Origin of the sequence: Streptomyces sp. NPDC098101 (assembly GCF_044760185.1) — a bacterium.
Classification (GTDB): domain Bacteria; phylum Actinomycetota; class Actinomycetes; order Streptomycetales; family Streptomycetaceae; genus Streptomyces.
This window is the reverse complement of record NZ_JBIWAS010000008.1, coordinates 153,653-179,418: the sequence shown is the minus strand read 5'-3', so window position 1 is coordinate 179,418 and position 25,766 is coordinate 153,653. Positions and strand designations below refer to the sequence as shown.

Below are 25,766 nucleotides of genomic sequence, written 5' to 3'. Positions count from 1 at the left end.
CACTCAGGGCAGGGTCGCAGCGGCCACTGGAGCGGCTCTGGAGAGTCAACGGAACCACACTGGAGTGTTTCTAGATTTTGCTGAATTACTTGAAGTATCTCGTGTAGCGTGTTTGGTTAGTTGTCGCCATTGTGTTGTGTCACCCGTCCAGTTGTGTCACCAGCCCAGAGGTCGACACAGGCCCTTCAGACGATGCGGGGAATCATGGAAAGTGCACCATCCGCAGTCGTTCCGCTCGGCTCCCCCGCCAGACCGGCCCGGGGGAGCATCCTCGGCGACGACGAACTGGCCGTGATCGAAGAACTGCTCAGGTCCGGCAGCCCCCTCTCCGGGGGCGTCTGGCGGGAACGCTTCGAAGAGGCGTTCCGCGCGCACCTCGGCGTCGCGCACGCGCTCTCGGTGACCAGCGGGACCACCGCCCTCCGGCTGGCCCTCCACCTGCTCGACCTGCGCCCCGGCGACGAGGTCATCGCCACGCCGCAGACCTACATGGCCACCGTGCAGCCGCTCCTCGACTACGGGGTGCGGGTCCGCTTCTGCGACGTGGAGCCCGACTCGCTCAACATCGACGCCTCGCGCATCGAGGAGCTGATCACCGAACGCACCCGGGCCGTCGTCATGGTCCACTACGGCGGCCGCGCCGCCGACATGCCGCGCATCATGGCGCTCGCCCGGAAGCACGGCCTGACCGTCGTCGAGGACGCGGCCCACGCCATCGGCGGCTCGCTGAACGGCCGGCCCCTCGGCTCGTTCGGAGACTTCGGAATCTTCAGTTTCCACTCCTCCAAGAACATCACCACGCTGGGTGAGGGCGGGATGCTCGTCGTCCGCGACGACGACCACGCCGCCCGCGCGACCGCGCTGCGCGACAACTCCGTCGACGCCGTCTACGTCCCCTCCCGGCACACCTTCGCCTCGACCCGCCGCCCGCCCGCCGGGGCCATGTTCCCCGCCGACTCCTACACGGCCGACTGCCTGATGCTCCGGGGAACGGGCATCAACGGGACGCTTGCCGAGCCGGCCGCCGCGGTCGGCTTCGTCCAGCTCGGCAAACTGCCCCGGCTCCAGGCCAGGCGCAGGGAGCTGGCCCGCCGGTACACCGAGCGCCTCGCCGCCGTCCCCGGCCTGTACGTCCCGCCGGTGCCGGAGGGCGTGGACCACCCCTACCACCTGTTCACCGCGTTCGTGGACCCCGAGCTGATCGACCGGGACGCCCTCCTCGACGCCATGGACGCGGCCGGCGACCCGCTGCCGCTGCGCTACTTCCCCCTGCACCTCATGCCGGAGTGGCGGGCCCACGGCCACCGCGAGGGCGAGTGCCCCGTGGCCGAGCGCCGCTGGTTCCGGGAAATGATCAACATCCCCTGCCAGCCCGGCATCGACGACGACCAGGCCGACCAGCTGATGGACCGGCTGGAGCAGGCCCTGGAACGGTCGTGGCGACGCGGGCGGGCCCCCCTCGGGAGGACGGCATGACCGCACACCGCACCCCGCGCCGCTCCTACGACCTCGTCGTGGTCGGCGGCGGCGCCATCGGACTCAGCACCGCCTGGTACGCCGCGGAGCGCGGCGCCTCCGTCCTCGTCCTGGAGAGCGGCGACGGACCGGAGAACACCGGCAGTTCCACCGGCGACGAACGCCAGTGGCGCGTCCAGTACACCCAGCGCGACCTCACCGAGCTGACGGTCCGCGCCCTGCCCCTGTGGCGGCGCCTGGAGGAGGCCTGCGGCCGGCGGCTGGTGCACCACACCGGCAGCCTGTGGTTCGGCGAGACCAAGGAATCCACCAACGAGGGCCAGATAGCCGACGCCGCCCAGGTCCTCGACGACGTCGGCCTGCGCTACGAGTGGCTCACCGCGACGGCCATCGAGGAACGCTTCGGCTTCACCGGCTTACCGTCCCACTACGAGGGCTTCCACCAGCCCGACGGCGGCGTCGTCGACGTCCGCGGCACCCTCTGGTCCCTCGCCCACCTCGCCCGCGCGGCGGGCGCCGAGATCCGCGCCGGTCAGCGCGTCCTCGCCCTGGAGCCGCACCCCGAACGCGTCGAGGTCGTCACCGCCGACGCCCGGATCACCGCCGACAAGGTCGTCGTCACCGCCGGCCCCTGGACCAACGAGCTGACCGAACCGCTCGGCGTCCGCCTCGACACCGAGGTGTACGACATGGCCACCGCCTACTTCCGGCTCCGCGACCCGGCCCGCGACCTGCCCACCTGGTTCGCCTTCCAGACCCCGACGGACACCGACTCCAACCTCTTCTACGGGTTCGGCACCAACCCGTGGGGCCCCGGCGGCCTCGTCCGCGTCGCCCCGGACTTCGAGAGCGACCCCCGGAGCGCGCCGCCCGCCGAACGGCCGGGACCCGACCCCCACCAGCTGCGCCGCACCGCCGAGTTCGTCGCCCGCCACATGCCCATGCTCGACCCCGAGCCGGTCCGGCCGGGGTCCTGCCTGATCGCCCTGCCCCGCGACCACGGACGGCAGTTCTACCTCGGCGCCCTGCCGCCCGACGGCGGCCGCGACCGGATCCTCGTCCAGTCGGCCGGCTGGGCCTTCAAGTTCGTCCCCGTCTTCGGCGACGCGCTCGCCCGGCTCGCCCTCGACGGCGACCCCGGACACCCCGTCGAGCGCTTCCGCCCGTGACCGCTCACCACCATCCGACACCGCCACCCGAGGAGAACCCGGTGGGACACCTGCACGTGATCGACGCAGCCGCGGTACGCAAGCTGCTCACCTACGACGACGCGGTCCCGGCCATGGAGGACACCATGGTCAGGGCGTCCCGGCGGGAGCTCTACGAGCACCCCCGGGTGACCGTCGAGCCGCCCGGCCACGGGGGCATGGTCCTGCTCATGCCCGCCGTCGGCGGCCCCGCCGAGGAGCCCGTCCTCGGCCTGAAGATGCTCAGCATGTTCCCGCGCGCCGTCGAGCGGGAACTCCCCAGCGTCCAGGGCCTGGTCATCCTGGTCGACGCCATCCACGGGCAGCCGCTCGCCCTGGTGGACGCCGGCGCCCTCACCGAGATCCGCACCGCCGCGGTCACCGCCGTCGCCACCCGCGCCCTGGCCCGCGCCGACGCCCGCACCCTCGCGGTCATCGGCGCCGGGGTGCAGGCGCGCGGCCACCTGGAGGCGCTGTCCCGCACCCGCGACTGGGAGCGGGTGCGGATCTTCAGCCGTACCCGCTCCACCGCCGAGGAACTCGCCCGCTGGGCCAAGGGGTTCTACCCGCACGTCGAGGTCAGCGACTCCACCGCCGAGGCCCTGGCCGACTGCGACGTGCTGTGCACCGCCACCTCGGTCTCCGGCGACGAGCCGGTCTTCGACGCCTCGGAGCTGCCCGCCGGGCGCGGCGTCCACGTCAACGCGATCGGCGCGTTCGGCCCCGGCTGCCGCGAGCTGCCGACCGCGACGGTCGCCTCCGCGCGGCTGATCGTCGACAACCGTGAGGCCGCGCTCCGGGAGGCCGGGGACATCCTGCTGCCCATCGCGGAGGGTGCCCTCACCGAGGACGCCATCGCCGCCGAGATCGGCGAGGTCCTGGCCGGCACCCGGCCCGGCCGCACCGACGACACGCAGACCACGGTCTTCGAGACCCTCGGCCTCCCCGTCCAGGACGCGGTGGCCGCCGCCCTCGTCTACCGCAAGGCCGTCGAGCACGGCATCGGCGAGCGCATCTCCTTCCCCTGACCCTCCTGCCCTTCCGGCACCGACCGGCAACGACCGGCACCGACGACAAGGAGCTGACACCCATGCAGAACGACGATGGCCGCACGTACCTGGTCGTGGTCAACCACGAGGAGCAGTACTCGATCTGGGCCGAGGGCCGCGAGGTGCCGCTCGGCTGGACCGCCACCGGCTTCTCCGGGCCCAAGGACGCCTGCCTGGCGCACATCGCCGAGGTCTGGACGGACATGCGGCCGCTCAGCCTCCGCCGCCGCCTCGCCGCGGCCGCGACCGACTGACCCGGCCGGCCTCGGGCGAAGGCCCGCCCGCCGGCCCGCCGGTCCACCCACCGACGGACCGAACGACCACGACCGACCCACCGCGATCGATCGAGCACGCCACGGCCGCCCACGGACCGCCGCCACCCCGGTGCCCCCCACATCCACCCGTACCCCCGTCCCCTCACACCCAGAGAGGTAACACCTGATGACCACCCAGGAGCAGCCCGGAAGGGCGGCCGAAGCCCCGCGCAGGCCCGGGCTCACCCGCAACAGCGACTTCATGAAGCTGTGGACCGGCGAGTCCGTGAGCCTGCTGGGCAGCGAGGTCTCCCTGATCGCGCTGCCCTCCCTGGCAGTCCTCGCGTTCGGCGCCTCCGCCGGATCCGTCGGCCTGCTCATCGCCCTGCAGTGGATCCCGTTCGTGGTCCTCGGCCCCGTGGTCGGCGTCCTCACCGACCGGATGCGCCGCCGCCCCCTGATGATCGTCTCCAACCTGGGCCGCGCCGTCGCCCTGGGCTCGCTGCCGCTGGCCGCGGTCCTCGGCTCGGTGAGCATGACCCACCTGTACGTGGTCGCCGTGGTCAAGGGCACCCTGGACGTGATCTTCCAGCTCGCGTACCAGGCGCACTTCCCGGCCCTGATCGAGCGCGAGGACTTCGCCGAGGCCAACGCCAAGACGCAGATGAGCCGTTCGCTCGCCGCGGTCTTCGGCCGCAGCATCGGCGGCGTGCTCGTCGGCGTCCTCGGCGCGGCCAAGGCCGTGACCGTCGACGCGCTGTCCTTCCTCGTGTCCACCTTCACGATCTGGGCCATCCGCAAGCCGGAGCCCGCCCCGCAGCCCAGCGGCAAGGGGGTCGGCGCGGCCGTCGCCGACCTCAAGCACGGCTTCACCACCCTCGTCGGCAACCGGCTGCTGCGGAGCCTGACCCTCATGGGCTTCTTCGGCAACCTCGCCGTCTCCATGACCATGGCGATGCTCGTCGTGTACGCCTACGACGACCTGGGCTTCAGCCCCGCGCAGCTCGGCTTCGTGATGAGCGCCGGCGGCGCCGCCTTCGTGATCGGCGCGATCTTCTCCCGCAAGGCCCTGCACCACCTGGGCATGGGCCGCGCGCTGATCGTGACCCACGCGCTGCTCGGCCTCGCCGTGCTCCTCATGGTCCTGGCCGGCAAGGGCACGACGGGCGTCGTGGTCGTGGCGCTCTCGCAGTTCCTCGCCTCGCTCACCACGCCGATCGCCAACGTCGGCATCATGACGATGGTGCAGAAGGCCACCCCGCCGCACCTGATGGGCCGGGTCGGCGGCGTCTCGCTCCCGCTGGTCTGGGGCGCCAACGCGCTCGGACCCGTCCTCGGCGCGGCCGCCGCCTCCGTGTGGGGCAACGCCGCGTCGTTCGCCGTGGCGGCGGTGTTCGCCTGGGCCGCCATCGGCTGGCTGGTGGCCGGCTCGGTACACGGCATCAAGGACGAGGTCCCCGCGGAACTCCAGGCGGCCTAGCGGCCGCAGGCCGGGGGACCAGGGGCCGGGAGGGCCGGAGACCAGGGACCGGGCGCACGACGCCCCGACTCCCGGGCCTCCGGGCTCCCAGGCCCCGGCCCGGCCGCCCCCGAGGCACGGCGCCCCGCGCCTGCCCCCGGCTCGGGCCGGCACCCCCGTACCCACCCCTCCGATCCTCCGATCGCACGAGGCCCGGCCGTACGTCCCCCGGCGGTCGGGTCTCGTGTCTCTCTCCAGGTTCCTTCCACTCCCTGCTGTTCACCTTTGCTTGTTCACCCTTTGCTGCGCACGCGCGTGCGACCGACCGGACCGATGGCGACGAGGAAGACGGGTAGGCCCGTGACCGACCAGATATCGACCGATGCCCTGGAAGAGAAGCGGCGCCGCCTCGCCAGGCTGCTCGCCGAGCGCGACCGCGAGCGCGGCCACGACCAGGAGACCCGGACGGGACCCGTCTCCTTCGCCCAGCGGAGGCTGTGGATCCTCGACCGGCTCGTCCCCGGCAGCTGCGCGTACAACATCCCCATCGTGCTGCGCACCCCCGCCGCCCCCGACCGCCGGGCCCTGGCGGGCGCCCTCGCCCGGGTGGTGCGCCGCCACGAGGTCCTCAGGACCGTCTTCCCCGCGCCCGACGGCGTGCCCGTCCAGCAGGTGCGACCGCCCTTCGAGCCGGTGGTCGAGGAGCTGGACGTCTCCACCGCCCCCGACCCCTCGGCCGCCGCCGAGGACCGCGTCAAGCAGTGGTCGGCGCGGCCCTTCGACCTCGCGACCGGCCCCCTCCTGCGCGCCGCGACCGTCCGGGTCTCCGACGACGAGCACCTGATCGCGCTCTGCGTCCACCACATCGTCTGCGACGGCTGGTCCGTGGGCACGCTCTTCCGCGAACTCGACGCCTTCTACCGCGAGCTGACGGAGGGAACGGCCGCCGCTCTGCCCGAACTCCCGCAGCAGTACGTCGACTACGCGATCTGGCAGCGCGGCCGGCTCACCGGCGAACGCGAGCGGGAGCTCACCTCGTACTGGCGCGAGCGCCTCGAAGGCGCCCCCGGCATCCTCCAGCTGCCGATGGACCGCGCCCGGCCCACCGGCCACCGGGTCAACGGCGGCAACGAGGAGTTCGAGTTCCCCGAGGACCTGGCGCGGGCCGTGCACGCCTTCGCCCTGGAGGAGCGGACCACCCCCTTCACCGTCCTGCTGACCTGCTTCTCCGCCCTGATGGGCCGGTACAGCGGCCAGGAGGACGTCCTCCTCGGCGTGCCGGTCGCCGGCCAGACCCACCAGGAGCTGGAGGGGCTGATCGGCTTCTTCGTCAACACCCTGGTGGTCCGCTCCGACCTGACCGGGGCGCCCACCCTGCGCGAGGCCGTGCGGCGCGGCAAGGACGCCGTGCTCGGCGCCTTCGCCCACCAGGACATGCCCTTCGAGAAGCTCGTCATCGACTTCCAGCCGGACCGCAACCCCACCGTCAGCCCCGTCTTCCAAGTGCTGTTCAACTACCAGACGGCGGGCGACGAGCGGGTGCGGCTGCCCCACCTCGGCGCCGACCTCGTGCCGTTCGACAGCGGCATCGTCCGCTTCGACCTCGAACTGAACCTGTACGCGCACGAGCGGCGGCTCGGCGGCTCCTGGGTCTACAACGCGGAGCTCTTCGACTCCGCCGTGATGCGCCGCATGAGCCGCACCTTCGGCCGGCTGCTGACCCGGGCGCTCGCCGAACCCGACCGGCCGCTCGCCGCGCTCGCCCTGCTCGACGACGCCGACCTGGCCGAACTCGACCGGCTGACCGCCCCGGCCGCCGACGCCCCCGCCCCCGACGCCCCGGCACCGGCCGCGCCGGACGGGCAGGTCCTCGACGCGGGCGACGACCTGCGGACCCTCCTGGACGCGCTCGCGACCGGGGAGACCGCCGAACTCCGCATCCGCCCCGGCCTGCTGCACCGGCTCGTCGCCGCCGCTGAGAACGGCGCCCCCGTACGGGCCCCGCGACGGATCGTCGTCTCCGGCGAACCCCTGTCGCTCGCCCTGGAACGGCGCTGCCTTGCGGCCCTGCCGACGGCGGAGCTGCACACCCTCTACACCGCCCCGGCCGTCGGCGCGGTCGCCACCCGCCGCTGCGCCGGCGACGCGCCCGCCGGACACGACGTCGCGGGCCGCCCACTGCCCGGCCGCCGCGTCCGGATCCTCGACGCGCACGGCAACCCGGTACCGGTCGGCGTCCCCGGCGAGGTCCACGTCTCCCGTACGACCGGGGGGTCCGCCGGCGCGGAGACCGACACCGGCGACCTCGGGCGCTTCCGCGAGGACGGCGCCCTGGAGATCCTCGGCCGCCGCGACGAGCAGGTCCACCTCAAGCAGGTCCGCGTCCCGCGCGCCGAGATCGAGGCCGTGCTCCTCACCCACGAGGCCGTCGGGGACGCCCGCGTCGACGCCCGCCTCGACGCCGCCGGGAACCTGGTGCTCGTCGCGTACCTCGTCCCGCACCGCCCGCACGCCCCCACCTCCGGCTCCGGTTCCGGCACCGAGGAGGCCGACCGGCTGCGCGAGGCGCTGCGCGCCCACTGCCAGCGCCTGCTGCCCGAGGTCCTGCTGCCCACCTCGTACGTCGTCCTCGACGCCTTCCCGCTCACCCCCGACGGCCGGGTGGACCGCACCGCGCTGCCCGCCCCCGCCGCCGAGCGGGAGACGGCCGCGCCCGAGCACGCCGAGCCCTCCACCCCGCTGGAGGAGACCCTCGCCGAGATCTGGCGCTCCGTCCTCGGCCTGCCGACGGTGGGCGTGCACGACAACTTCTTCCTGCTCGGCGGCCATTCGCTGCTCGCCGTCCAGGTCATGGCCCGGCTGCGCCGCGCGACCGGCGTGGACCTGCCGGTCAGCGTCCTCTTCCGGTACCGCACCATCGCCGACCTGGCCGTGCGGATCGGCTCGCTGGGCGCCGGCGCGGAGGAGCGGCCCGGGGCCCTGGCCCGCATCCAGTCCGGCACCGTCGCCCCCGCGCTCGCGCTCGTCCACCCGGCGGGCGGCAGCGTCTTCTGCTACGCCTCCCTGGCCACGGCGCTCACCAACCGCACCGTGTACGCCTTCGAGGGCGGCCAGGAGGCGCCCTCCCACGAGGCCCGCGCCGCCTCCTACCTGGCCGAGCTGGAGGCCGCCGACCCGGGCCCCTTCCTGCTCGGCGGCTGGTCCCTCGGCGGCACCCTCGCCTTCGAGATGGCCCGGCAGCTCTACGCCCGGGGCCAGGACCCGGGGCCGGTCGTCCTCATCGACTCCTTCCTGTACGACGGCGACCCCGACAGCCCCGACACCCACGCCTATCTGCTCCACAGCTTCCTGCGGGACCTCACCGCCGACCTCGGCATGGCGGCCCAGGAGCTGCCGCCGGGCAGCGAGTTCCTCACCGTGCGGCGCCTGTTCGCCGACGTCCTGGACGGCTGGGGCGACTCCGTGCCCGCCGGACTCGACCTCGACGAGGTGGTGCGCCGGTACGGCATCTACCGGGACAACATGCTCGGCCTCGCCGCCTACCGGCCGACCGGCCCCCGCTACCCCGGGACGGTCCACCTGATCCAGGCCGAGGGATCCCCCGAGGCGATCGAGGGCTGGCGGGCCGTCGCCGAGGACGTCGTCGTGCACCGGGTCCCCGGCGACCACTACAGCATCATGCGCAACCCCGAACTGGTCCGGGTGGCGCACGTCCTGGACGGCGTGCTCCGGGCCGCCGACCGCACCCCCGAGGAGGCGAACCGCCGATGAGCGTCGACATACGACTTCCCGCCACCCCCGCGCAGGCCGCCGAGGAGGTGCGCGCGGGCGACGCGCCGAGCGTGCTGCACCTGGTGGCCGCCGCCGTCGCCCGCCACCCCGACGAGCCCGCCCTCGCGGGACACGGCCCGGCCGTCACCTACCGCGACCTGTGGCGCGGGGCGGGCGCGATCGCCGCCCGGCTGCGCGGGGAGGGCATCGGACCCGGGGACGTGGTCGGCCTGGCCGCCCTGCGCTCCACCGAGCTGGTCGTCGCCCTGATCGGGGTGCTCCGCTCGGGCGCCGCCTTCCTCCCGCTGGACTCCGGCTACCCCCGGGCCCGCCTGGAGCACATGCTCGACGACGCCCGGGTCGGCGTGGTCCTCGGCCACCGGGAGACGGCGGAGCGGTTCGCCGCCGGGGGCCGCACGGTCCTGCTCCTCGACGACGGGCCCGCGCCCTGGTCCGCGACCGCCGTCGCCGAGGCCCTGCTGCCGCCGCTGCCCGCCGCGGAGGACCTGGCGTACGTCCTCTACACCTCGGGCACCACCGGCGCCCCCAAGGGCATCGCCATGCCGCACGGCGCGCTCGCCAACATCGTGGAGTGGCAGGCCGGCGTCTCCGCGGCCACCGTCGGCAGCCGGACCCTGCAGTTCTCCGCGATCTCCTTCGACGTCTCCTTCCAGGAGATCTTCGCCTCCCTCGCGGTCGGCGGCACCGTGGTGTGCGTGACCGAGGAGGAGCGGCGGGACCCGGTCCGGCTGTGGGAGGCGGTGGCACGCGAGCGCGTGGACCGGATGTTCCTCCCGTACGTGGCGCTCCAGGCCCTCGTCCTGGTCGCCGAGCCGGGCGCGCCCGGCGCCCCGCCGCTGCGGGAGATCGTCACGGCGGGGGAGCAGCTGCAGTGCTCCCGGGGCCTGCGCGCCCTGCTGGCCTCGCTGCCCGGCTGCCGCCTGGTCAACCAGTACGGGCCCTCGGAGGCCCACGTGGTCACCTGGCACGCCCTGGAGGGCGACCCGGACGGCTGGCCGGCCCTGCCGCCGATCGGCCGGCCGGTGCCCGGGAACCGGGTGTACGTCCTCGACGCGCGGGGCGAGGAGGTGCCGCCCGGCGGCATCGGCGACATCCACGTCGGCGGCGTCCAAGTCGCCCTCGGCTACTGGAACCGCCCCGACCTGACGGCCGAGCGCTTCCTCCCGGAGCCCGGCCGGCCGGGCCGCCGCGTGTACCGCACCGGCGACGTGGCCCGGCGGCGGCCGGACGGCTCCCTGGACTATCTGGGCCGCGCCGACGACCAGGTGAAGATCCGCGGCTTCCGCCTCGAACTCCCGGAGGTCGAGCGGGTGCTGGGCGACCTGCCCGGCGTCTCCTCGTGCGCGGTGGCGGTACGGGGCGAGGACGGCATCGAGAAGTCCCTGGTCGCCTTCGTGGTCCTGGAGCCGGGCCCGGACGCCCCGTCCCTCGTCTCCCTCCGCGAGTCCCTCGCGCGGCTGCTGCCCGACTACATGGTCCCGGGCCGCTTCCGCGCGGTCACCGACCTCCCCTCGATGCCGAACGGCAAGATGGACCGTCCGCGCCTGCGGGCGATGGCGGAGAACTCGGAGTGAACCCCGGCCCGGGGGCGGCGACGGATCCGATCCGTCGCCGCCCCCGTACGTTCCGCCGGGTCCCTAGGGCGTCACCACGACCGCCGTGCGGACCAGGTCGGGGGAGACCGCGAACCTGCCGTGGAGCACCTCGGGGGCGGGGCCCGGAGGGCGGGGGACCAGGACGCGGGCGGTGAAGGTGCCCGCGGCCGGGTCCGGTTCGACGCGGACGTCGTGGAAGCCCAGCCAGCCGCCGACCAGCGGGAACCAGGCCTTGTAGACGGCCTCCTTGGCGCTGAAGAACACGGTCGGCCAGTGGGGGGCCTCACCGCCGGGGCCGTGCCACCACTCCTCTTCCTCCGGGCGGCAGACGAGCCGCCGGGTGGGCTCGTCCAGGCGCAGGTTGTCCTCGGCGTCGATGCCGATCGACCGGACGCGGTCCGCGCGGGCCACGGCCGCCGCGCAGTAGTCGCCGGTGTGCGAGATGCTGCCGACGACCCGCGACGGCCAGACCGGGGCCCGGTCGCGGCCCGCCGGAACGGGCAGCGGCGGCAGGCCGAGGGCCGTCATGGCCCGGCGGGCGCAGGCCCGGCCGGCCCGGAACTCCCTCCGCCGCGCGGGGACGGCACGTTCGCTGAGCGTCGCGGCCTCCTCGGGCAGCGGCTCCTCGGTCCAGGCCGAGGCGTCCGCCACCGCCACCGCGACGGCTCCGGGAAGCAGATCACGCATATACGTCACCCCCGGTGTTCCACTGTGACTTCGGTTGACTTCTCTGCAATCTCTATAGTGTATATGTAGTATGTGACCATGGATACTGCAAAGTCAACGCCTTCTCGATGGTTCCTCACCCCGCCTTCCACGGAGGCGGACGTGCGGCTGTTCTGCTTCCCCTACTCCGGCTGCGGCGCCTCCATGTTCCGCAACTGGCCCGCCCGGATCGGCCCGGCCGAGGTCGTCCCGCTCCAGCTCCCCGGCCGCGAGAACCGCACCAGGGAGCCGCACTTCGGCACCTACGAGGAGCTCGCCGACCAGCTCGTCGAGGGCATCGCCGAGCACCTCGACCGCCCGTACGCGGTGTTCGGGCACTGCGGGGGCGCGCTGCCGGCCTTCGAGAGCGTCGTCCGGATCGTGGAGCGCGGACTGCGGCCGCCCGAGCGGGTCTTCGTCTCCTCCCAGGTCGCCCCCCAGGACGGCCCGTACGGACGCTTCCTGGGGCTCGACGAGGCGGGACTGCGCGCGGAGCTCGTCGCCCTGCTCGCCGCGCTCGGCGCGGCCCGGCCGCCCGAGGAGATGCTCGACCTCTACCTGGAGGTGCTCGTCGCGGACGTCGAGGCCAACAAGAAGTACCGCAAGGACGCGGCCGGTTCCCTGCCGTGCGCCGTCACCGCGCTCGGCTGGGACGCCGACGTGGAGGTCCCGCACGCCCTGATGGGCGGCTGGGCCGACTGGGTCGCGGCGGACGCGGCCCGCAAGGAGGTCCTCAGCGGCACCCACTACACCTTCCTGGACGCCCCCGCCGACCTGGTGGCCGCCCTGGAGCGCGACCTGAAGGCCATGGTCTGACGCCCGCGCGGGCGGTGCGGACGGAGGGGGTCCCACCCGGTGGATGCCGGGCGGGACCCCCTCCGGTCGTACCGGGCCCTCCTCAGGCCCCGGCGCCCGCCAGGCGCGCCCGGCCCGCCTCCAGCCAGAGACCGGCCGGCGGACCGAGCCGCACCGCCTCGACCGTCGCGAGCCGGTAGGCCGTCGCCGGGACCGAGTGCGCCAGCATCCCCCGTACGCCGTGCAGCTGGAGGGAGAGCCGGGCGGCCTTCAGGGCGTGCTCCGCCGCCGCCGCGAGGATCTGTGGCGCCGCCGCCGGCGCCCCGGTGCCCCGGTCGTGCGCCCAGGCCGTCTCGTTGAGCAGCAGTTCCCAGCCGTCGGCGTCGCCGAGCAGCGTGGTGATGCGGTGGCTCACGGTCTGGAACTCCAGGAGCGGCCTGCCGAACTGGAGGCGCCGGCCCACATGGGCGCGGGCCGTGTCCAGGGCCCGGCTCGCGATGCCCAGGAGCAGCGCGGCCTGCCGCGTCCGCGCCGCCGCGACGGCCCGCCGCAGCTGCGCCTCCACGACCGGCACGGGCTGCCCGGCCGCCGCCTCGAAGCGCCAGCGGGCCGCCGGGGCGCCGAGCAGCGCGGCCTCCTCGCGGTGCACGGTCGACCCGTCCGGCCGCACCAGGAGCCAGCGGTGGCCCCCGCCGTCGGTGGCGGCCCGCACGAGCGCCACGTCCCAGTCGGCGGCGGGCAGCGCCTCGCTGGTGCCCCACAGCAGCCCGTCGCCGTCCAGGCGGACGGTCGTCGGCCCGTGCAGGCCGACGGTGACGGCGGTGCCCGTGCCCTCGTGGATGCGGGACAGCACGTCCCCGAGGCCGTCGACCCCGGCGTCCGCCAGGAGTTCCAGGCACAGCACGGTCTCGCGCAGCTCCGGCACGGTCTCCAGGGCGCGGCCGAGCTCCCGGTTGACCGCGATGTCCGCGGACAGGCCGAGGCCCATGCCGCCGAGGGCGACCGGGAGGCCGATGGCCGGCACGCCGACCGCCGCCAGTTCGCGCCGCGCCTCCCCGGTGTGGGTGAGGGCGAGGCCGACGGCGTCGGCGATCCGGCTCTGGATCGGATCCTGATGCAGGTCCATGGTCAGCGCTGCCTCCTGCCGGCGTGGGCGTGGTCGTGGTCGGACTCGTGGTGCAGGCGGGCGCCCGCCACGATTTCGAGCAGCACCTCGGAGGCGCCGCCGGAGATGGTCATGCCGGCCGCCTCGCGGTAGGCCGCCTCCAGGACCTCGGTGGACGAGGCCTGCGGCCCGCCCGCCGCGACCGGCAGGCCCAGCCGCTCCAGGGACCACCACGCGATCTGCTGCGCGGTGTCGGAGTTGTGCCACTTGGCCAGCGAGGCCTCGGCGATGTCCGGTTCCCGCTCCTGGAGGCGCTGGAGGGCCCGGGCGCTCAGCAGCCGGCCCGCGTCGAGCCGCGCCCAGTGCCGGGCCAGGCCCGAGGCCTCGTCCTCGCCGGCCCGCCGTCCGCCCGCGGCCAGCTGCTCCTCGGCCAGCCGCAGCCAGTGCAGGCCGCGCGCGTAGTAGTCGACGCCGCTGCGCTCCGCCGAGAACATGCCGGTGATCAGGGACCACCCCTCGCCCGGCGCGCCGAGCAGGGCGTCGTCCCCGACCCGCACCCCGTCCAGGGTGACGTCGTGGAACTGCTCGTCGGCCAGGCTGGGCAGCGGACGGACCGTCACCCCGGGGGACGAGAGCGGCGCCAGGAACAGGCTGATCCCCTCGTACGGACTGACCGAGTCGTCGGTGCGGGCGGCGATCAGCGCCACGTCCGCGTAGGCCGTCTTGAGGTTGAACTTCTTGCGCCCGCTCACCGTCCACGTGCCGGTGCGGTCGTTCCGCTCGGCGCGCGTGACGACGTTCGCGAGGTCGGAGCCGTTGTCCGGCTCGGTGAACAGGATGCACGCCGCGAGGTCGCCGGAGGCGAGCCGGGGCAGCAGGGCCCGTTTCTGCTCCTCCGTACCGGACTGCAGGATGAGGGACCCTACGATCTGGACGGAGATGAAGTAGAGACTCTGTGGAACACCACGCTGGACCAGCTCCTCCATCAGGACAAGAGTCTCGGTGAAGTCACCGTCCCTTCCGCCGTACTCGGAGGGCCACGCCGGGGCGAGCACCCCGTGTTTCCCCAAGTGCCGATAGAGCTCACGGGCATCGCCGTCCATCCCGTCCGCCCGCGCCGCGACCGCGTTGACCAGGTCGTCGACGGCGGGCGAGTACAGCACCTCGCGCAGCTCACGGCGAAACTCGTCTGTTGTCCGCAGAATGCTGAAGTCCATGGCCTCACCCTTGTCGAGACTTTCCTCACCGTACTACAGTCAACATAATCAACGAAGACTGTTGATGGAAGTCGACATGTAACCCGAGTTGGGGGAAGGCCGCGATGACACAAGAGAGCGAGCTCCTGCGCCGGCTGCGAAGTCTGCCCGCCGAGCGACGAGAGCAGTTCCTTCAGGGAATCGGCAACGTGGACCGGGGGACCAGGGTGTCGCCCCTCACCTTCCGCCAGGAGCAGCTGTGGGTCTTCGACAAACTGTCACCGGGCGACAGCCGTTACGCCCTGGCCTTCGCCTACACGCTCCAGGGTGACCTGGACCGGGACGCGCTGTCCGGCGCGCTCGACGAGGTCTTCGACCGGCACACCGTGCTCCGCTCGGTGTTCCCGCACGACCACCCCACCGGCGAGCAGATCGTCCGGGGCCGGCCGGGCGGGCGGCTCACCGCCGAGACGGTCGGCGAGGAGCGGCTGCCCGAGCGCTGCGAGGCCCTGGCCCGCGAGGAGCTGCGCCACGGGTTCGACCTGGACGGCGGGCCGCTGGTCCGGCTGCGGCTGCTGAAGGTCGCCGAGGACCGGCACGTCCTGCTGTGGTTCTCCCACCACCTGGTCTTCGACCCCCGCTCCGCCGGCGTCGTCCTGCGCGACCTCGCCGCCGCCTACGCCGCCCGCACCGGCGGCGCGGCCCGGCCCGAGGACCGCAAGGACGGACCGCAGTTCGGCGCCTACGCCGCCTGGCAGCGCGAGTGGGCCGCCTCCGAGGAGGCCGCCGGGCACTGGAACTGGTGGCGCGGCGCCCTCTCCGGCTGGGAGAGCACCGAGATCGCCCCCGACCGGCCGCGCGGACTCGTCCTCGACCTCACCGCGAGCACCGTGCAGCGCCCCCTGGACGAGCCGCTGTCCCGCTCCGTCGCCGCACTGGCCGGCCGGCTCGGGGTCCCCGTCCGGGACGTGCTGCTCGCCGCGTACTTCGCGCTCGTCGGCCGCCTCACCTCGCGCACCGACCTGCTCATCGGCGTGCCCGGCGACGTCTTCGGCGCCTTCGACCCCGACCTGCTGGTCGGCGACTGCGGCCAGCTCCTCCCGGTCCGCGTCGACATCGACGGCGCCCGCGGCTTCTCCGACCTGGTCCGCCTCGTGCACGAGGCCCGGATCGCGGCCGACGAGCACGGCGGACTGCCCTTCAAGGAACTGCTGTCCGCCGCCGGGGTCGAACCGGACCAGGGCCGGCTGCCGCTGGTCCAGATCGGCTTCGAGATCGCGCCGCCCGCCCAGCGCCGGGCCGACGCCGGGGGCCTCGCCCTCACCCTGGAGCAGCTCGACACCGGCAGCTCCCCCTTCGAGTTCTCGCTCTCCGCCGAACTCGACTCCGACACCCCCGTCCTGCGGGCCCGTTACGCCACCAGCCTCTACGCCCCCGAGACGGCCCGGCTCTTCCTGGACCGCTACCTCACCCAGCTGCGCACCCTCAGCGCCGACCCGGACGCGTCGTTCACCCGCGCCCCGCTGGCCACCGAGGACGAGCGGCGCGCCATCCTGACCCGCTGGAACGTCCCGGCGGCCGACCGGGACGCCGCCGGGGAGCCGGAGGCCGGGGAGACCGTGCACGGCACGTTCGCCCGTACGGCCGCCGAGCACCCCGACGCCACCGCGGTCACCGGCCCGCACGGCACCCTCACCTACCGGCAGCTGGACCGCAGGGCCAACGCCCTCGCCCACCGGCTCGCCGACCTCGGCGCGGGCCCCGGCGAGCTCGTCGGCGTCGCCACCCGCCGCACCCCGCGGCTCGTGGAGGCCGTCCTCGCCGTCCTCAAGGCCGGCGCCGCCTACGTACCGCTCGATCTGGGCAACCCGGCCACCCGCAACGAGGCCGTCCTCACCGACGCCGGGGTCCGCCTGGTCCTCGGGGACGCCACGACCGCGGGCGAACTGCCCGAGGGTCCCTGGGAGCTGATCGACGTCGAGGCCCTCGGCGCGGAGGAGCGGGAGGAGGCGCCGGAGGTCCGCACGGACCCGGCCGACCTGGCGTACTCGATCTTCACCTCCGGCTCCACGGGCCGCCCCAAGGGCGTCCTCGTCGAGCACCGCAACGTCACCAACTTCGTCCGCACCACCCAGGAGATGTTCGGCCTCACCGCCGACGACCGCTTCCTGGCGTTCGCCTCCACCGGCTTCGACGTCTCCGTCTTCGAGCTCTTCGGGGCGCTCCTCACCGGCGCGAGCGTCTACCTCGCCGACGAGGACGAGCGCCGCGACATCTCTGTCCTCGACCGGATCCTCGCCGAGCGGCGCATCACCGTGATCGACCTCCCCCCGGCGATCATGGACCTGCTCACCCCGGAGAACTACCCCGAGCTGCGGGTCTGCTTCGTCGGCGGCGAGGCGTTCAGCGGCGAGCTCACCACCCGCTGGGCGGCCGGCGGCCGCGCCTTCTGGAACGGCTACGGCCCGACGGAGACCACCGTCACCGTCATCGCCAAGCGGTGCGAGGGCACCTGGCACGCCTCCCCGCCGATCGGCCGCGCCATGCGCAACCACCGGGCGTACGTCCTCGACGAGAAGCTCGACCTGCTGCCCCCGTCGGCCTGCGGCGAACTGGCCGTCGCCGGCGCCGGCCTGGGCCGCGGCTACCTCGGCCGGCCCGACCAGACCGCCGAGCGCTTCCGGCCCGACCCCTACGGGCCGCCCGGGTCCCGGATGTACCTCACCGGCGACCTGGCCGGCTGGCAGGGCGACGGCGACATCGTCTTCCGCGGCCGGGTCGACCGCCAGGTCAAGGTCCGGGGCGTGCGCATCGAGCTCGGCGAGGTCGAGACCGCGCTGCTCGCCGTCCCCGAGATCGGCCAGGCCGTCGCCCACGTGGTGACCGGACCGCGCGGCGACAACCTCCTCGTCGCGTACGTCGTCGGGGCGCCGGGCAGCCCGCTGCACCTGGACTCCGTGCGGACCAACCTGGCGGACCGGCTGCCGCCGACCATGGTCCCCACGTTCCTGGTGCCGCTGGACGACATCCCGCTCACCGCCAGCGGCAAGGTCGACCGCAAGGCGCTGCCCGCCGTCGAGTTCGCCCCGCTGGACGACGACACGGACGACGCCGAGCGCACGGAGACCGAACGGCTCCTCGCGGAGGAGGTCTTCAAGCCGCTCCTCGCCGCGCCCCGGGTCGGCAACCACGACAACTTCTTCGCCCTCGGCGGCACCAGCCTCCAGGCGATCCGCATCGCCCCCAAGGTCAAGGCCGTCTTCGGCGTCGAGCTGCCCATCGCGGACTTCTTCCGCAACCCGACGGTGTCCGGCACCGCCCTGGCGGTGGACGCCCTCCTGGAGCGGACCCGCAGCCGCCGGCAGAGCGTCCTCGACGTGCTCGCGCTGGTGGAGAACCAGGACGACGAGCAGGTCACCGCACTGCTCGCGGACGACGGCGCCGCGACGAACACGAAGGGAGCGACTCCGTGAGCGACCCCGTGAACGGACCCGGCACCCCCGGCACCCCCGGCGGCCCCGGTGTCCCCGGCGGCCCCGTGGGCGACCCGGCCGGCTTCGCCGACGGCCCCGTGAGCGCCCCCGCCGCCGCCAGGACCGCCGTGGACCCCGCCCTCGACCGGTTCCGCACCGTCGCGCGGACCTCGCGGGTCCGCAGGCTCGCCCTGCGCCTCGCGCCGCCCGCGCACCTCGGCGAGGAGCGGCTCACGGAGGCGCTGCACGCCCTGGCCGCCGAGCACCCGGACAGCTTCGCCGCGACCTCGCGGCGGCCCGACGGCACCCTCGCGGTCGACCCGGACGGCGCCGGGATCACGGTCCGCCGGGTGCATGTGACCGAGGACGCCGCCGCGCTCCTCCTGGAGCGGTTCGAGACCGAACAGGGCGAGAGCGAGGACCCCGGCGGCAGCGGCCCCAGCCTGGCGCGCGCCCTGATCGCCACCACCCCGTCCGGCCCCCGCCTCTCCCTGGTCCTCGACCGGATGCTCGTCGACCACGCGGACGCGGGCTTCCTCCTGACCCGGCTCGCGGAGCTGTGCGGACCGGACTCCGGCCCCGGACCGGCCACCGCCATCGCCTCCGGACCGCGCCCGGTCCCCGTCGCCGCCGCCACGGACGAGCCCGGGCGGCCGACCGGCGACCAGCTCGCGCGGCTGCGCGAGGAGCTGCTCGGCGTGCCGTTCGACAACGCGCTGCCGCGCCTTCCCGCGCCCGGCACCCCCGCCCGTACCCCCGTCTGGGCGCGCCACCGGTTCGCCCTCCCCGGCGACCTCCTCGCCTCCGCCGCCGCGCTCACCGGCGGCCGGACCGGCACCGTGCCCGGGGGCGAGGTCCTCGTCGCCGCCTGGGCGCTGGTGCTGCACCGCTGGTCGCGCTCGGGCGAGCTGGTGGTCGGCGTGGAGACCGACCGGACGCGCCCGGGACGGCGGCCGAGGGGCGCCGTGGCCGAGGTCCTGCCCGTGGTCACGTACACGGGCGGGCTGCGCGCGGTCGCCGGCCAGGTCGCCGAGGGGCTGCGGCGCGGGCTCGCCGAGGCCACCCTGCCGGTGCCGCTGCTCGCCCAGCTCGCCGGACGGCTGGTTTCCGGACAGAACCCCAGCCCGTACGCCTCCGTCGTCGCCCTGCGTCCCGACCTCCCGGCCGGCTGGCACGCGACCGAGGCCACCGACCCGGCCACGGAGTCCGAGCTCGAACTGGTCGTCGCCTCCGGCGGCGCCGCCGAGATCCGCTACCGCTCCGACGTGTTCGCCCCGCGCACCGTCACCGCGCTCGCCCGCCACTTCGCGCGGCTGCTGCGCTCCGGGCTCGACGACCCCGACGCCCCGCACCACCGGCTCGCCATGCTGGACGCGGAGGACACCGACGAACTGCTCCACGCGTTCAGCGACCTCCCCGACCGCTGGGAGCCCCGGGCCGCGCTGCACACCCTCGTGGAGGAGCACGCCCGGCGCTCGCCCGGCACCCCCGCCGTGGTCCGGGGCGCCGAGCGGGTCACGTACGGCGAACTGAACGCCCGCGCCAACCGGCTGGCCCACCACCTGATCGCCCGGGGCCTGGGCCGGGGCGACGTCGTCGCCCTCAGCCTGCCCCGCTCGGCCGAGTGGATCGAGGCGCTCCTCGCCGTGCACAAGGCGGGCGGCGTGGTCCTCCCGATCGACCCGGCGGCGCCGCCCGCCCGCCTGGAGGCCGTCTTCGCGAAGGTGCCGCCCCGGCTGGTGATCACGGCCGCCGGAACCCCCGCCGCCGGGGTCCTGCCGGAGCGCACCCTGCTCAGGGACGCCCTCGACGGCGACCTCGCCGCCCGGCCCGACCTGGACCCCGGCCTGGACGTCCGCCCCGACGACCTGGCCTACGTCATGCAGACGTCGGGCTCCACCGGCGAGCCCAAGGCCGTCCACGGCCAGCACCGGGTGATCGTCCACGCCGGCGCCTCGTTCGCCGACGCGACGCTCCTCGGGCCGGGGGACCGGGGCAGCTGGACGACCCCCACCGGCTTCGGCACGACCATGGCCGAGGTCGCCCGGATGCTCGTCGTCGGCGCCACCGTCCACGTCGCCGAGCCCGGCATCCTGGCCGATCCGGCCGCCTTCCGGGACTGGGTGGTGGCGAGCGGCGTCCACTCGGTGTTCGTCGTCACCTCCGTCGGGGACAGCCTCCAGCGGCTGCCCTGGCCGGCGGACGCCCCCGTACGGGTCCTCATCATGGGCGGCGAGAAGCTGCACCGCTGGGGCCCCGCCGACCTGCCGTTCGAGGTGGCCGTCGGCTACGGCTGCCACGAGGCGCTGTTCGTCGCCAGCCCGCTCCAGCCGTGGGAGAAGCGCCTGACCGCCTCCACCGCGACCGCCCGGGACCGGCTCGCCCCGCCGCCCATCGGCCGGGCCAACCCCGGGGTCCGGATGCGGATCCTCGGCGACGAGGGCGAGCTCCTGCCGGCCGGCGCCCTCGGCGAGATCTGGTTCGGCAGCCCGGAGGCCGCGCTCGGCTACTGGGGGGACCCGGCGCTCACCGCCGACCGGTTCCGGCCCGACGAGCACGGTCCGGCGGGCAGCCGCCTCTACCGCTCCGGCGACCTCGGCCGCTACCGCGACGACGGACTGCTCGAACACCACGGCAGGACCGACGACATGGTCAAGGTCCGAGGCTGCCGGGTCGAACTGGGCGACGTCGAGACCGCGCTGCTCTCCCACCCGGGCGTCGCGGAGGCCGCCGTCGTCCCCGTCCGCTCCGCCGCCGGAGACACCCAGCTGGTCGCCTGCCTGGTGACCCGGCCGGGCCACGATGGGCTCGCGGGCACCGCGCTGCGGGACTTCCTCGCCGAACGGCTGCCCGACTACATGATCCCGACCGCCTTCGCGCACCTCGCGGAACTCCCGCGCAACGCCAACAAGAAGGTGGACCGCCGCGCCCTGCCCCCCGAGGACTGGACGCGCTGGCGGGTCCGGGCCCCGTACCGGAAGCCCGCCGAGGGCCTGGAGACGACGATCGCGGAACTGTGGGCCGAGGTCCTCGGCGAGGTCCGCTACGGCGCCGACGACGACTTCATGGACCTCGGCGGCGGCTCGCTCGACGCCGGGCGCATGTTGGTCCGGCTGCGGCAGCGGGTGCCGCTGGAGGTGTCCCTCCAGGACCTGTTCCTGTTCCCCACGCCCACGGCGCTCGCCCGGCTCCTCGCGGGCCGGGGGCCCGCCACCGCCCCGGCGCTTCCGCCCCTCACCCGAAGGCGGGCCTCATGACCACGACGACCCCGGCACCGACCGGCGCCTCCGCACCCGGCACCCCCGCGCCGGTCGCCTTCGCCGCCGAGTCCCCCTGGGTGCGCCGCGCCGCGCGCCCGGGGCGCCCCCGGCTGCGGTTGCTGTGCTTCCCGTACGCCGGGATGGGCGCCTCCCTCTACCGCTCCTGGCCCGGACTGCTGCCCGAGGACATAGAGGTCGTCGCCGTCCAGCCGCCCGGCCGCGAGGACCGCGCCCGCGACCCGCTGCCCGCCGGGGGCGTCGGGCCGCTCGCCCGCGCGTGCGCGCTCGCCCTCCGCCCGTACACCACCGTCCCGTACGCCGTGTACGGGCACTGCGCGGGCGCCGTCCTGGGCGCGGAGACCGCCCGGGAGCTGGTGCGCCGGGGCGCCGAGCCGCCCCGGCTGCTCATCGCCGCCGGACACCGGGCCCCGCACCTGCCCGCCACCGGGCGGCCGCTGCACGCCCTGCCCGACGAGGGCTTCCTCGACGGGGTCAGGGCGCTCGGCGGCATCCCCGAACGGCTGCTGGCCAACGCCGCCTTCATGGAGTTCCTGCTGCCCCTGCTGCGCGCCGACTTCGCCCTCTGGGAGGGCTACCGGGGCGACCCCGACGCCGCCCCGCTGCCGTTCCCCGTGCTGCCCGTACGGGGCGACGCCGACACCGTCGTCACCGAGGCCGAGGCCGCCGCCTGGGGCGAGCGCACCACCGCGCCGCCGCGCGACGTCGTCCACGTGCCCGGGGGCCACTACTTCGTCAACGACATGACGCCGGAGGCCGTGGCGGCCGTGGTCTCGGCCCTGGAGACCGCCCGCCCCCTCGCGTCCACCGACCCCGAGGAAGCCTCATGACCCAAGCACCGCCGCGGCCCGCCCTGGCCGCGGGACCCGAGCCCGTGGTGCCGGCCGGCGCCGCGACCACCCTCCAGGAGGCGCTCCTCCTGGCGGCCGAGACCTCCGGCGGACGCGGAACGGTCTACGTGCGCGCCGACGGCACCCACGAGCGCCAGACCTACGCCGAACTCCTCGACGAGGGCCTGCGCGTCCTGGGCGGCCTGCGGGAACTCGGCCTGCGCCCGGGGGACTCCGTCCTCCTCCAGTGCCACGACAACCGCGCCTTCGTCACCGGCTTCTGGGCCTGCGTCCTCGGCGGCTTCCTGCCCACCCCGGTCGGCGAGGCCCGCGACTACACCCGCGAGAACGCCGTCACCCGCAAGCTGCGCGCCGCCTGGACCCTGCTCGAACGCCCCCTCGTCCTCACCGACCGCGCCCTGCGCGAGCCCGTGCGCGCGCTCGCCGCCCAGTGGGACGAGCCGGAGATCCGCGTCCACGCCGTCGAGGACCTGCTCTCCTCCGCGCCGGGCCGCCCCGAGCCGGTCGCCCCCGACGACGACGTGCTGAACCTGCTCACCTCGGGCAGCACCGGCGTCCCCAAGTGCGTCCGCCACGCCAACCGCTCCCTGGTCGCCCGCACCTACGCGGCCATCGAGGCCAACGGCTTCACCGAGCACGACGTCTCGCTCAACTGGATGCCCCTCGACCACGTCGGCGGCATCGTCATGTTCAACGTCCGGGACGTCTTCCTGCGCTGCGAGCACGTCAACGCCCGCACCGAGAGCATCATCGGCCGCCCGCTGACCTGGCTCGACCTGGCCGACCGCTGGAAGGCCACCAACACCTGGGCGCCGAACTTCGCCTTCTCCCTGGTGAACGAGCACGCCGCCGCCCTCGCCCGGGGCGAATGGGACCTGTCGTCCCTGCGGAACATCTGCAACGCGGGCGAGGCCGTCGTCGCCCGCACCGCCCGCCGCTTCGTCCGGCTGCTCCGCCCCCACGGACTGCCCGCCGACGCCATGGTGCCCTGCTGGGGCATGTCGGAGACCTCCTCCGGGGTCACCTACTCCCGGCTCGACCCCGACGACCCCGCCGTCGGCACCGTCAGCGTCGACTCCGCCACCCTCGACACCCAGCTCGCCGTGGTCCCGCACGACTCCGAGCGGGCGGTCACCTTCACCGACGTCGGCGCGCCCGTCGCCGGAGTCGCCCTGCGCATCGTCGACGAGGACGGCCGGATCCTGCCCGAGGGCCGCGTCGGACGACTCCACATCTCCGGTACGACCCTGCTCCGCGAGTACCACGGCAACCCCGCCGCCAACGCCTCCGCCTTCACCGCCGACGGCTGGTTCGACTCCGGGGACCTGGGCTTCCTGCTGGACGGGCGGCTCGCCCTCACCGGCCGCAGCAAGGACATGCTCGTCGTCAACGGCACCAACTACCCCTCCCACGAGGTCGAGGCCGTCGTCGAGTCCGTCCCCGGCGTCCGCGCCACCTGGGCCGCCGCCTGCCCCGTGCGGGACGGCGACACGGACGGCGTGGTCGTCTTCCACGTCCCCGCCGCACACGCCCCGGACACCCTCGAACAGGACATCGCCACTACCCTCGCCCGGGACATCGGCCTCCACCCGCAGGCCGTGATCGCCCTCTCCGAGGACGAGTTCCCCAAGACCGCCAGCGGCAAGATCCAGCGCGCCGAACTCGCCGAGGCCTACGCCGAGGGGCGCTACGACACCGCCCCCGACGACGGGACCGGAGACAGCTGGCTCCTCGAACGGGTCTGGGAGCCCGCGGGACCGGAGCGGCGCGAGGACGGCACCGAACCGGTCGCCGCCCGCCCCCCGGCCGCCGCCCTCCTCGTCTACGCCCCCGAGGGCAGCGCCCTGCCGGTCGCCCTCGCCGACGAGACGGCCGGCCCCGGCTGCCCCATCGCCGTCGTCCGGCCCGGCGCGCCCGGCTCCCCGTTCCTCACCGACGGCGCCCTCGGCGTCACCGTCGACCCGCTCGACCCCGAGCACCACGCCCGCGCGCTCGACCACGTCGCCGCCGCCCTCGGAGCCGTACCCGAACACGTCCTGCACGCCTGGGAGTACACCGCCGGCCCCGGCGCGCCCGATCCGGAGCGCGCCGCGACCGGGGTCCTGTTCGCGCTGCGCGCCCTGGCGGCCGCCGCCCCGGACGCCCGGGTCACCGTGCTGACCCGGCACGCCGCCGCCGTCGCCGACGGCGAGACCGTCGACCCCGGCCGGGCCGCGCTCGCCGCCCTGGTGCGCACCGCGCGCGCCGAGCAGACCGTCGGGGCCGTCCGCCTCGTCGACATCGCCGCCGACGCCGACGACACGGCGGCCGTCGCCGCCGTCCGGAGCGCCCCCGGCGAGGACGTCAGCGCCGTACGGGACGGCGGCACCGCCCATGTGCAGCGGCTGCGTCCGGTGCCCGAGCCCGACGCGCTCACCGTCCCCCGCGAGATCCTGCCCGTCGGCGGCACCGCGCTCCTCACCGGCGGCCTCGGCGGGATCGGACGCGAGGTCGCCGGCTATCTGCTGTCCGCGCTCGGCGCCCGGCTGCTGCTCACCGGCCGCACCCCGGAGGCGGAGCTCGGCGGCGAACGCCGGGAGGCCCTGGAGGAGTTCAGGGAGCTGGGCGAGGTCGCGTACGTCTCCGTGGACGCGGCCGACGGGCCCGCCCTGGAGGCCGCCGTGGCGGACGCCGAGCGGCGCTGGGGCCGGCCGCTGGACGCCGTGTTCCACCTGGCCGGAGCCGACGTGCGCGACCACTGGGACGCCCTGGAGGCCCACGCGCTGACCGCGGAGACGGCGGACGGGCTCGCCGCGATGATGCGGCCCAAGGCGGGCGGTGCCCGGGCCGTCGAAGGGCTCCTCGCCGCACGGCCCGGCACGGCGGCGGTGCTCTTCTCCTCCGTCAACGGCTTCTTCGGCGGCAGCTCCTTCGGCGCCTACGCGGCGGCCAACGCGGCCCTCGACGGCTACGCCGAACGCTGGGCCGCCGAGGGCCGGACCGTCCGCTCGATCGCCTGGAGCATGTGGGACCGCACCGGCATGAACGAGGGCAGCCCGCTGGCGGCCGCCGCGCGCCACCGGGGCCTGCGCGGCATCGACCCGGCCCGGGGCGTGCAGCTCCTGCTGGCCGCCCTCGCCAGGCCGGAGACCTGCCTGCTGGCCGGCCCCGATCCGGCCAACGCGTACATCGCGCCCTACGTCACCGGCGTCCGCCGGCGCGGCCCCGCGGGCCCGGCCCGGGCCGCGTACAGCCCGCCCGAGGGCGAGCTGGAGCGTGAGGTCGCCGCCGTCTGGGAGGACGTCCTGGGCGTCGACCGCGTGGGCCGCGACGACACGTTCTTCGTCCTGGGCGGCGACTCGCTGCGCGTCATGCGGATGATCGGGCGCCTGAACGAGCGCTTCGCGGCGGCCCTCCCGGTCTCCGCCGTCTACGACCACCCGACGGTCCGCGCCCTGGCGGCCGCCCTGACCTGATCCCCTTCCCCCTCCGGCGGGGGCGGCACCGGACACCGGTGCCGCCCCCGCCTTATCGCTTTCCGGGCGGCGCGACCGAACGATATGATCATCGGC

General features: G+C 75.0%; 15 protein-coding genes. 12 read left to right on the top strand and 3 right to left on the bottom strand.

Going from position 1 to position 25,766, the window contains the following annotated elements; translation table 11 throughout:
- Positions 1 to 204 precede the first annotated feature (204 nt).
- The 7 genes from ACIQVI_RS29805 (at position 205) to ACIQVI_RS29775 (ending at position 10,791) form a co-directional block, all read left to right on the top strand.
- Entirely contained in the window at positions 205 to 1,476 is a 1,272-nt protein-coding gene (locus tag ACIQVI_RS29805; protein ID WP_351972857.1) for a DegT/DnrJ/EryC1/StrS family aminotransferase, read from the top strand.
- A complete protein-coding gene (locus ACIQVI_RS29800) occupies positions 1,473 to 2,645 on the top strand; it encodes an FAD-dependent oxidoreductase (RefSeq protein ID WP_351972856.1) in 1,173 nt (390 codons plus the stop codon). The genes ACIQVI_RS29805 and ACIQVI_RS29800 overlap by 4 nt, the downstream gene beginning before the upstream one ends.
- A 41-nt stretch (positions 2,646 to 2,686) precedes the next feature.
- Positions 2,687 to 3,691, top strand: a complete 1,005-nt coding sequence (locus ACIQVI_RS29795) for an ornithine cyclodeaminase family protein (RefSeq protein WP_403601454.1) — start codon at positions 2,687 to 2,689, stop codon at positions 3,689 to 3,691.
- A gap of 62 nt (positions 3,692 to 3,753) precedes the next feature.
- The gene (locus tag ACIQVI_RS29790) at positions 3,754 to 3,966 is read left to right on the top strand and encodes an MbtH family NRPS accessory protein (protein WP_053645756.1); all 213 of its coding nucleotides are present in this window, start codon (positions 3,754 to 3,756) and stop codon (positions 3,964 to 3,966) included.
- A 187-nt stretch (positions 3,967 to 4,153) separates the two neighbouring features.
- Positions 4,154 to 5,446, top strand: a complete 1,293-nt coding sequence (locus tag ACIQVI_RS29785; protein ID WP_403601450.1) for an MFS transporter — start codon at positions 4,154 to 4,156, stop codon at positions 5,444 to 5,446.
- 339 nt (positions 5,447 to 5,785) lie between these two features.
- Positions 5,786 to 9,196: a condensation domain-containing protein gene (locus ACIQVI_RS29780; protein ID WP_403601447.1), complete on the top strand. Its 3,411-nt coding sequence runs from the start codon at positions 5,786 to 5,788 to the stop codon at positions 9,194 to 9,196.
- Positions 9,193 to 10,791, top strand: coding sequence for an amino acid adenylation domain-containing protein (locus ACIQVI_RS29775; RefSeq protein ID WP_351972852.1), 1,599 nt, complete (start codon positions 9,193 to 9,195; stop codon positions 10,789 to 10,791). Before ACIQVI_RS29780 ends, ACIQVI_RS29775 begins: the two co-directional genes overlap by 4 nt.
- Before the next feature lie 63 nt (positions 10,792 to 10,854).
- Here the strand turns inward: ACIQVI_RS29775 and ACIQVI_RS29770 are convergent, their stop codons facing one another.
- Positions 10,855 to 11,499 carry a 4'-phosphopantetheinyl transferase superfamily protein gene (locus ACIQVI_RS29770; RefSeq protein WP_351972552.1) on the bottom strand — a complete coding sequence of 215 codons (645 nt, stop codon included), beginning with the start codon at positions 11,497 to 11,499 and terminating at the stop codon, positions 10,855 to 10,857.
- Between the two features lie 78 nt (positions 11,500 to 11,577).
- Between ACIQVI_RS29770 and ACIQVI_RS29765 the strand changes: the two genes are divergently transcribed.
- The gene (locus tag ACIQVI_RS29765; RefSeq protein ID WP_121831492.1) at positions 11,578 to 12,333 is read left to right on the top strand and encodes a thioesterase II family protein; all 756 of its coding nucleotides are present in this window, start codon (positions 11,578 to 11,580) and stop codon (positions 12,331 to 12,333) included.
- 82 nt (positions 12,334 to 12,415) lie between these two features.
- On the opposite strand, the gene ACIQVI_RS29760 is transcribed toward ACIQVI_RS29765, so the two are convergent.
- Together ACIQVI_RS29760 and ACIQVI_RS29755 are read right to left on the bottom strand one after the other, a co-directional pair.
- On the bottom strand, positions 12,416 to 13,438 hold the full coding sequence (locus ACIQVI_RS29760; RefSeq protein WP_403601442.1) for an acyl-CoA dehydrogenase family protein: 1,023 nt from the start codon (positions 13,436 to 13,438) through the stop codon (positions 12,416 to 12,418).
- Between the two features lie 2 nt (positions 13,439 to 13,440).
- Positions 13,441 to 14,634 carry an acyl-CoA dehydrogenase family protein gene (locus ACIQVI_RS29755; RefSeq protein ID WP_351972555.1) on the bottom strand — a complete coding sequence of 398 codons (1,194 nt, stop codon included), beginning with the start codon at positions 14,632 to 14,634 and terminating at the stop codon, positions 13,441 to 13,443.
- Between the two features lie 104 nt (positions 14,635 to 14,738).
- Here ACIQVI_RS29755 and ACIQVI_RS29750 point away from each other — a divergent pair, with 104 nt between their 5' ends.
- The 4 genes from ACIQVI_RS29750 to ACIQVI_RS29735 are packed head-to-tail and all read left to right on the top strand — an operon-like array spanning position 14,739 to position 25,670.
- The gene (locus tag ACIQVI_RS29750) at positions 14,739 to 18,086 is read left to right on the top strand and encodes an amino acid adenylation domain-containing protein (protein WP_403601438.1); all 3,348 of its coding nucleotides are present in this window, start codon (positions 14,739 to 14,741) and stop codon (positions 18,084 to 18,086) included.
- Positions 18,083 to 21,343 carry an AMP-binding protein gene (locus ACIQVI_RS29745; RefSeq protein ID WP_403601435.1) on the top strand — a complete coding sequence of 1,087 codons (3,261 nt, stop codon included), beginning with the start codon at positions 18,083 to 18,085 and terminating at the stop codon, positions 21,341 to 21,343. The genes ACIQVI_RS29750 and ACIQVI_RS29745 overlap by 4 nt, the downstream gene beginning before the upstream one ends.
- Positions 21,340 to 22,194 (top strand): thioesterase II family protein, encoded by an 855-nt coding sequence (locus ACIQVI_RS29740; protein ID WP_403601432.1) that lies wholly within the window; start codon positions 21,340 to 21,342, stop codon positions 22,192 to 22,194. The genes ACIQVI_RS29745 and ACIQVI_RS29740 overlap by 4 nt, the downstream gene beginning before the upstream one ends.
- Entirely contained in the window at positions 22,191 to 25,670 is a 3,480-nt protein-coding gene (locus ACIQVI_RS29735) for an SDR family NAD(P)-dependent oxidoreductase (RefSeq protein ID WP_403601429.1), read from the top strand. The genes ACIQVI_RS29740 and ACIQVI_RS29735 overlap by 4 nt, the downstream gene beginning before the upstream one ends.
- The last annotated feature ends 96 nt before the right edge of the window (positions 25,671 to 25,766 follow it).

What these genes read in the sequence shown, in the direction of transcription:
- ACIQVI_RS29770 (WP_351972552.1), bottom strand. Translation starts at nt 11,499, where the DNA reads ATGCGTGATCTGCTTCCCGGAGCCGTCGCGGTGGCGGTGGCGGACGCC.
- ACIQVI_RS29755 (WP_351972555.1), bottom strand. Translation starts at nt 14,634, where the DNA reads ATGGACTTCAGCATTCTGCGGACAACAGACGAGTTTCGCCGTGAGCTG.
- ACIQVI_RS29760 (WP_403601442.1), bottom strand. Translation starts at nt 13,438, where the DNA reads ATGGACCTGCATCAGGATCCGATCCAGAGCCGGATCGCCGACGCCGTC.
- ACIQVI_RS29765 (WP_121831492.1), top strand. Translation starts at nt 11,578, where the DNA reads ATGGATACTGCAAAGTCAACGCCTTCTCGATGGTTCCTCACCCCGCCT.
- ACIQVI_RS29800 (WP_351972856.1), top strand. Translation starts at nt 1,473, where the DNA reads ATGACCGCACACCGCACCCCGCGCCGCTCCTACGACCTCGTCGTGGTC.
- ACIQVI_RS29805 (WP_351972857.1), top strand. Translation starts at nt 205, where the DNA reads ATGGAAAGTGCACCATCCGCAGTCGTTCCGCTCGGCTCCCCCGCCAGA.
- ACIQVI_RS29750 (WP_403601438.1), top strand. Translation starts at nt 14,739, where the DNA reads ATGACACAAGAGAGCGAGCTCCTGCGCCGGCTGCGAAGTCTGCCCGCC.
- ACIQVI_RS29775 (WP_351972852.1), top strand. Translation starts at nt 9,193, where the DNA reads ATGAGCGTCGACATACGACTTCCCGCCACCCCCGCGCAGGCCGCCGAG.
- ACIQVI_RS29740 (WP_403601432.1), top strand. Translation starts at nt 21,340, where the DNA reads ATGACCACGACGACCCCGGCACCGACCGGCGCCTCCGCACCCGGCACC.
- ACIQVI_RS29790 (WP_053645756.1), top strand. Translation starts at nt 3,754, where the DNA reads ATGCAGAACGACGATGGCCGCACGTACCTGGTCGTGGTCAACCACGAG.
- ACIQVI_RS29785 (WP_403601450.1), top strand. Translation starts at nt 4,154, where the DNA reads ATGACCACCCAGGAGCAGCCCGGAAGGGCGGCCGAAGCCCCGCGCAGG.
- ACIQVI_RS29735 (WP_403601429.1), top strand. Translation starts at nt 22,191, where the DNA reads ATGACCCAAGCACCGCCGCGGCCCGCCCTGGCCGCGGGACCCGAGCCC.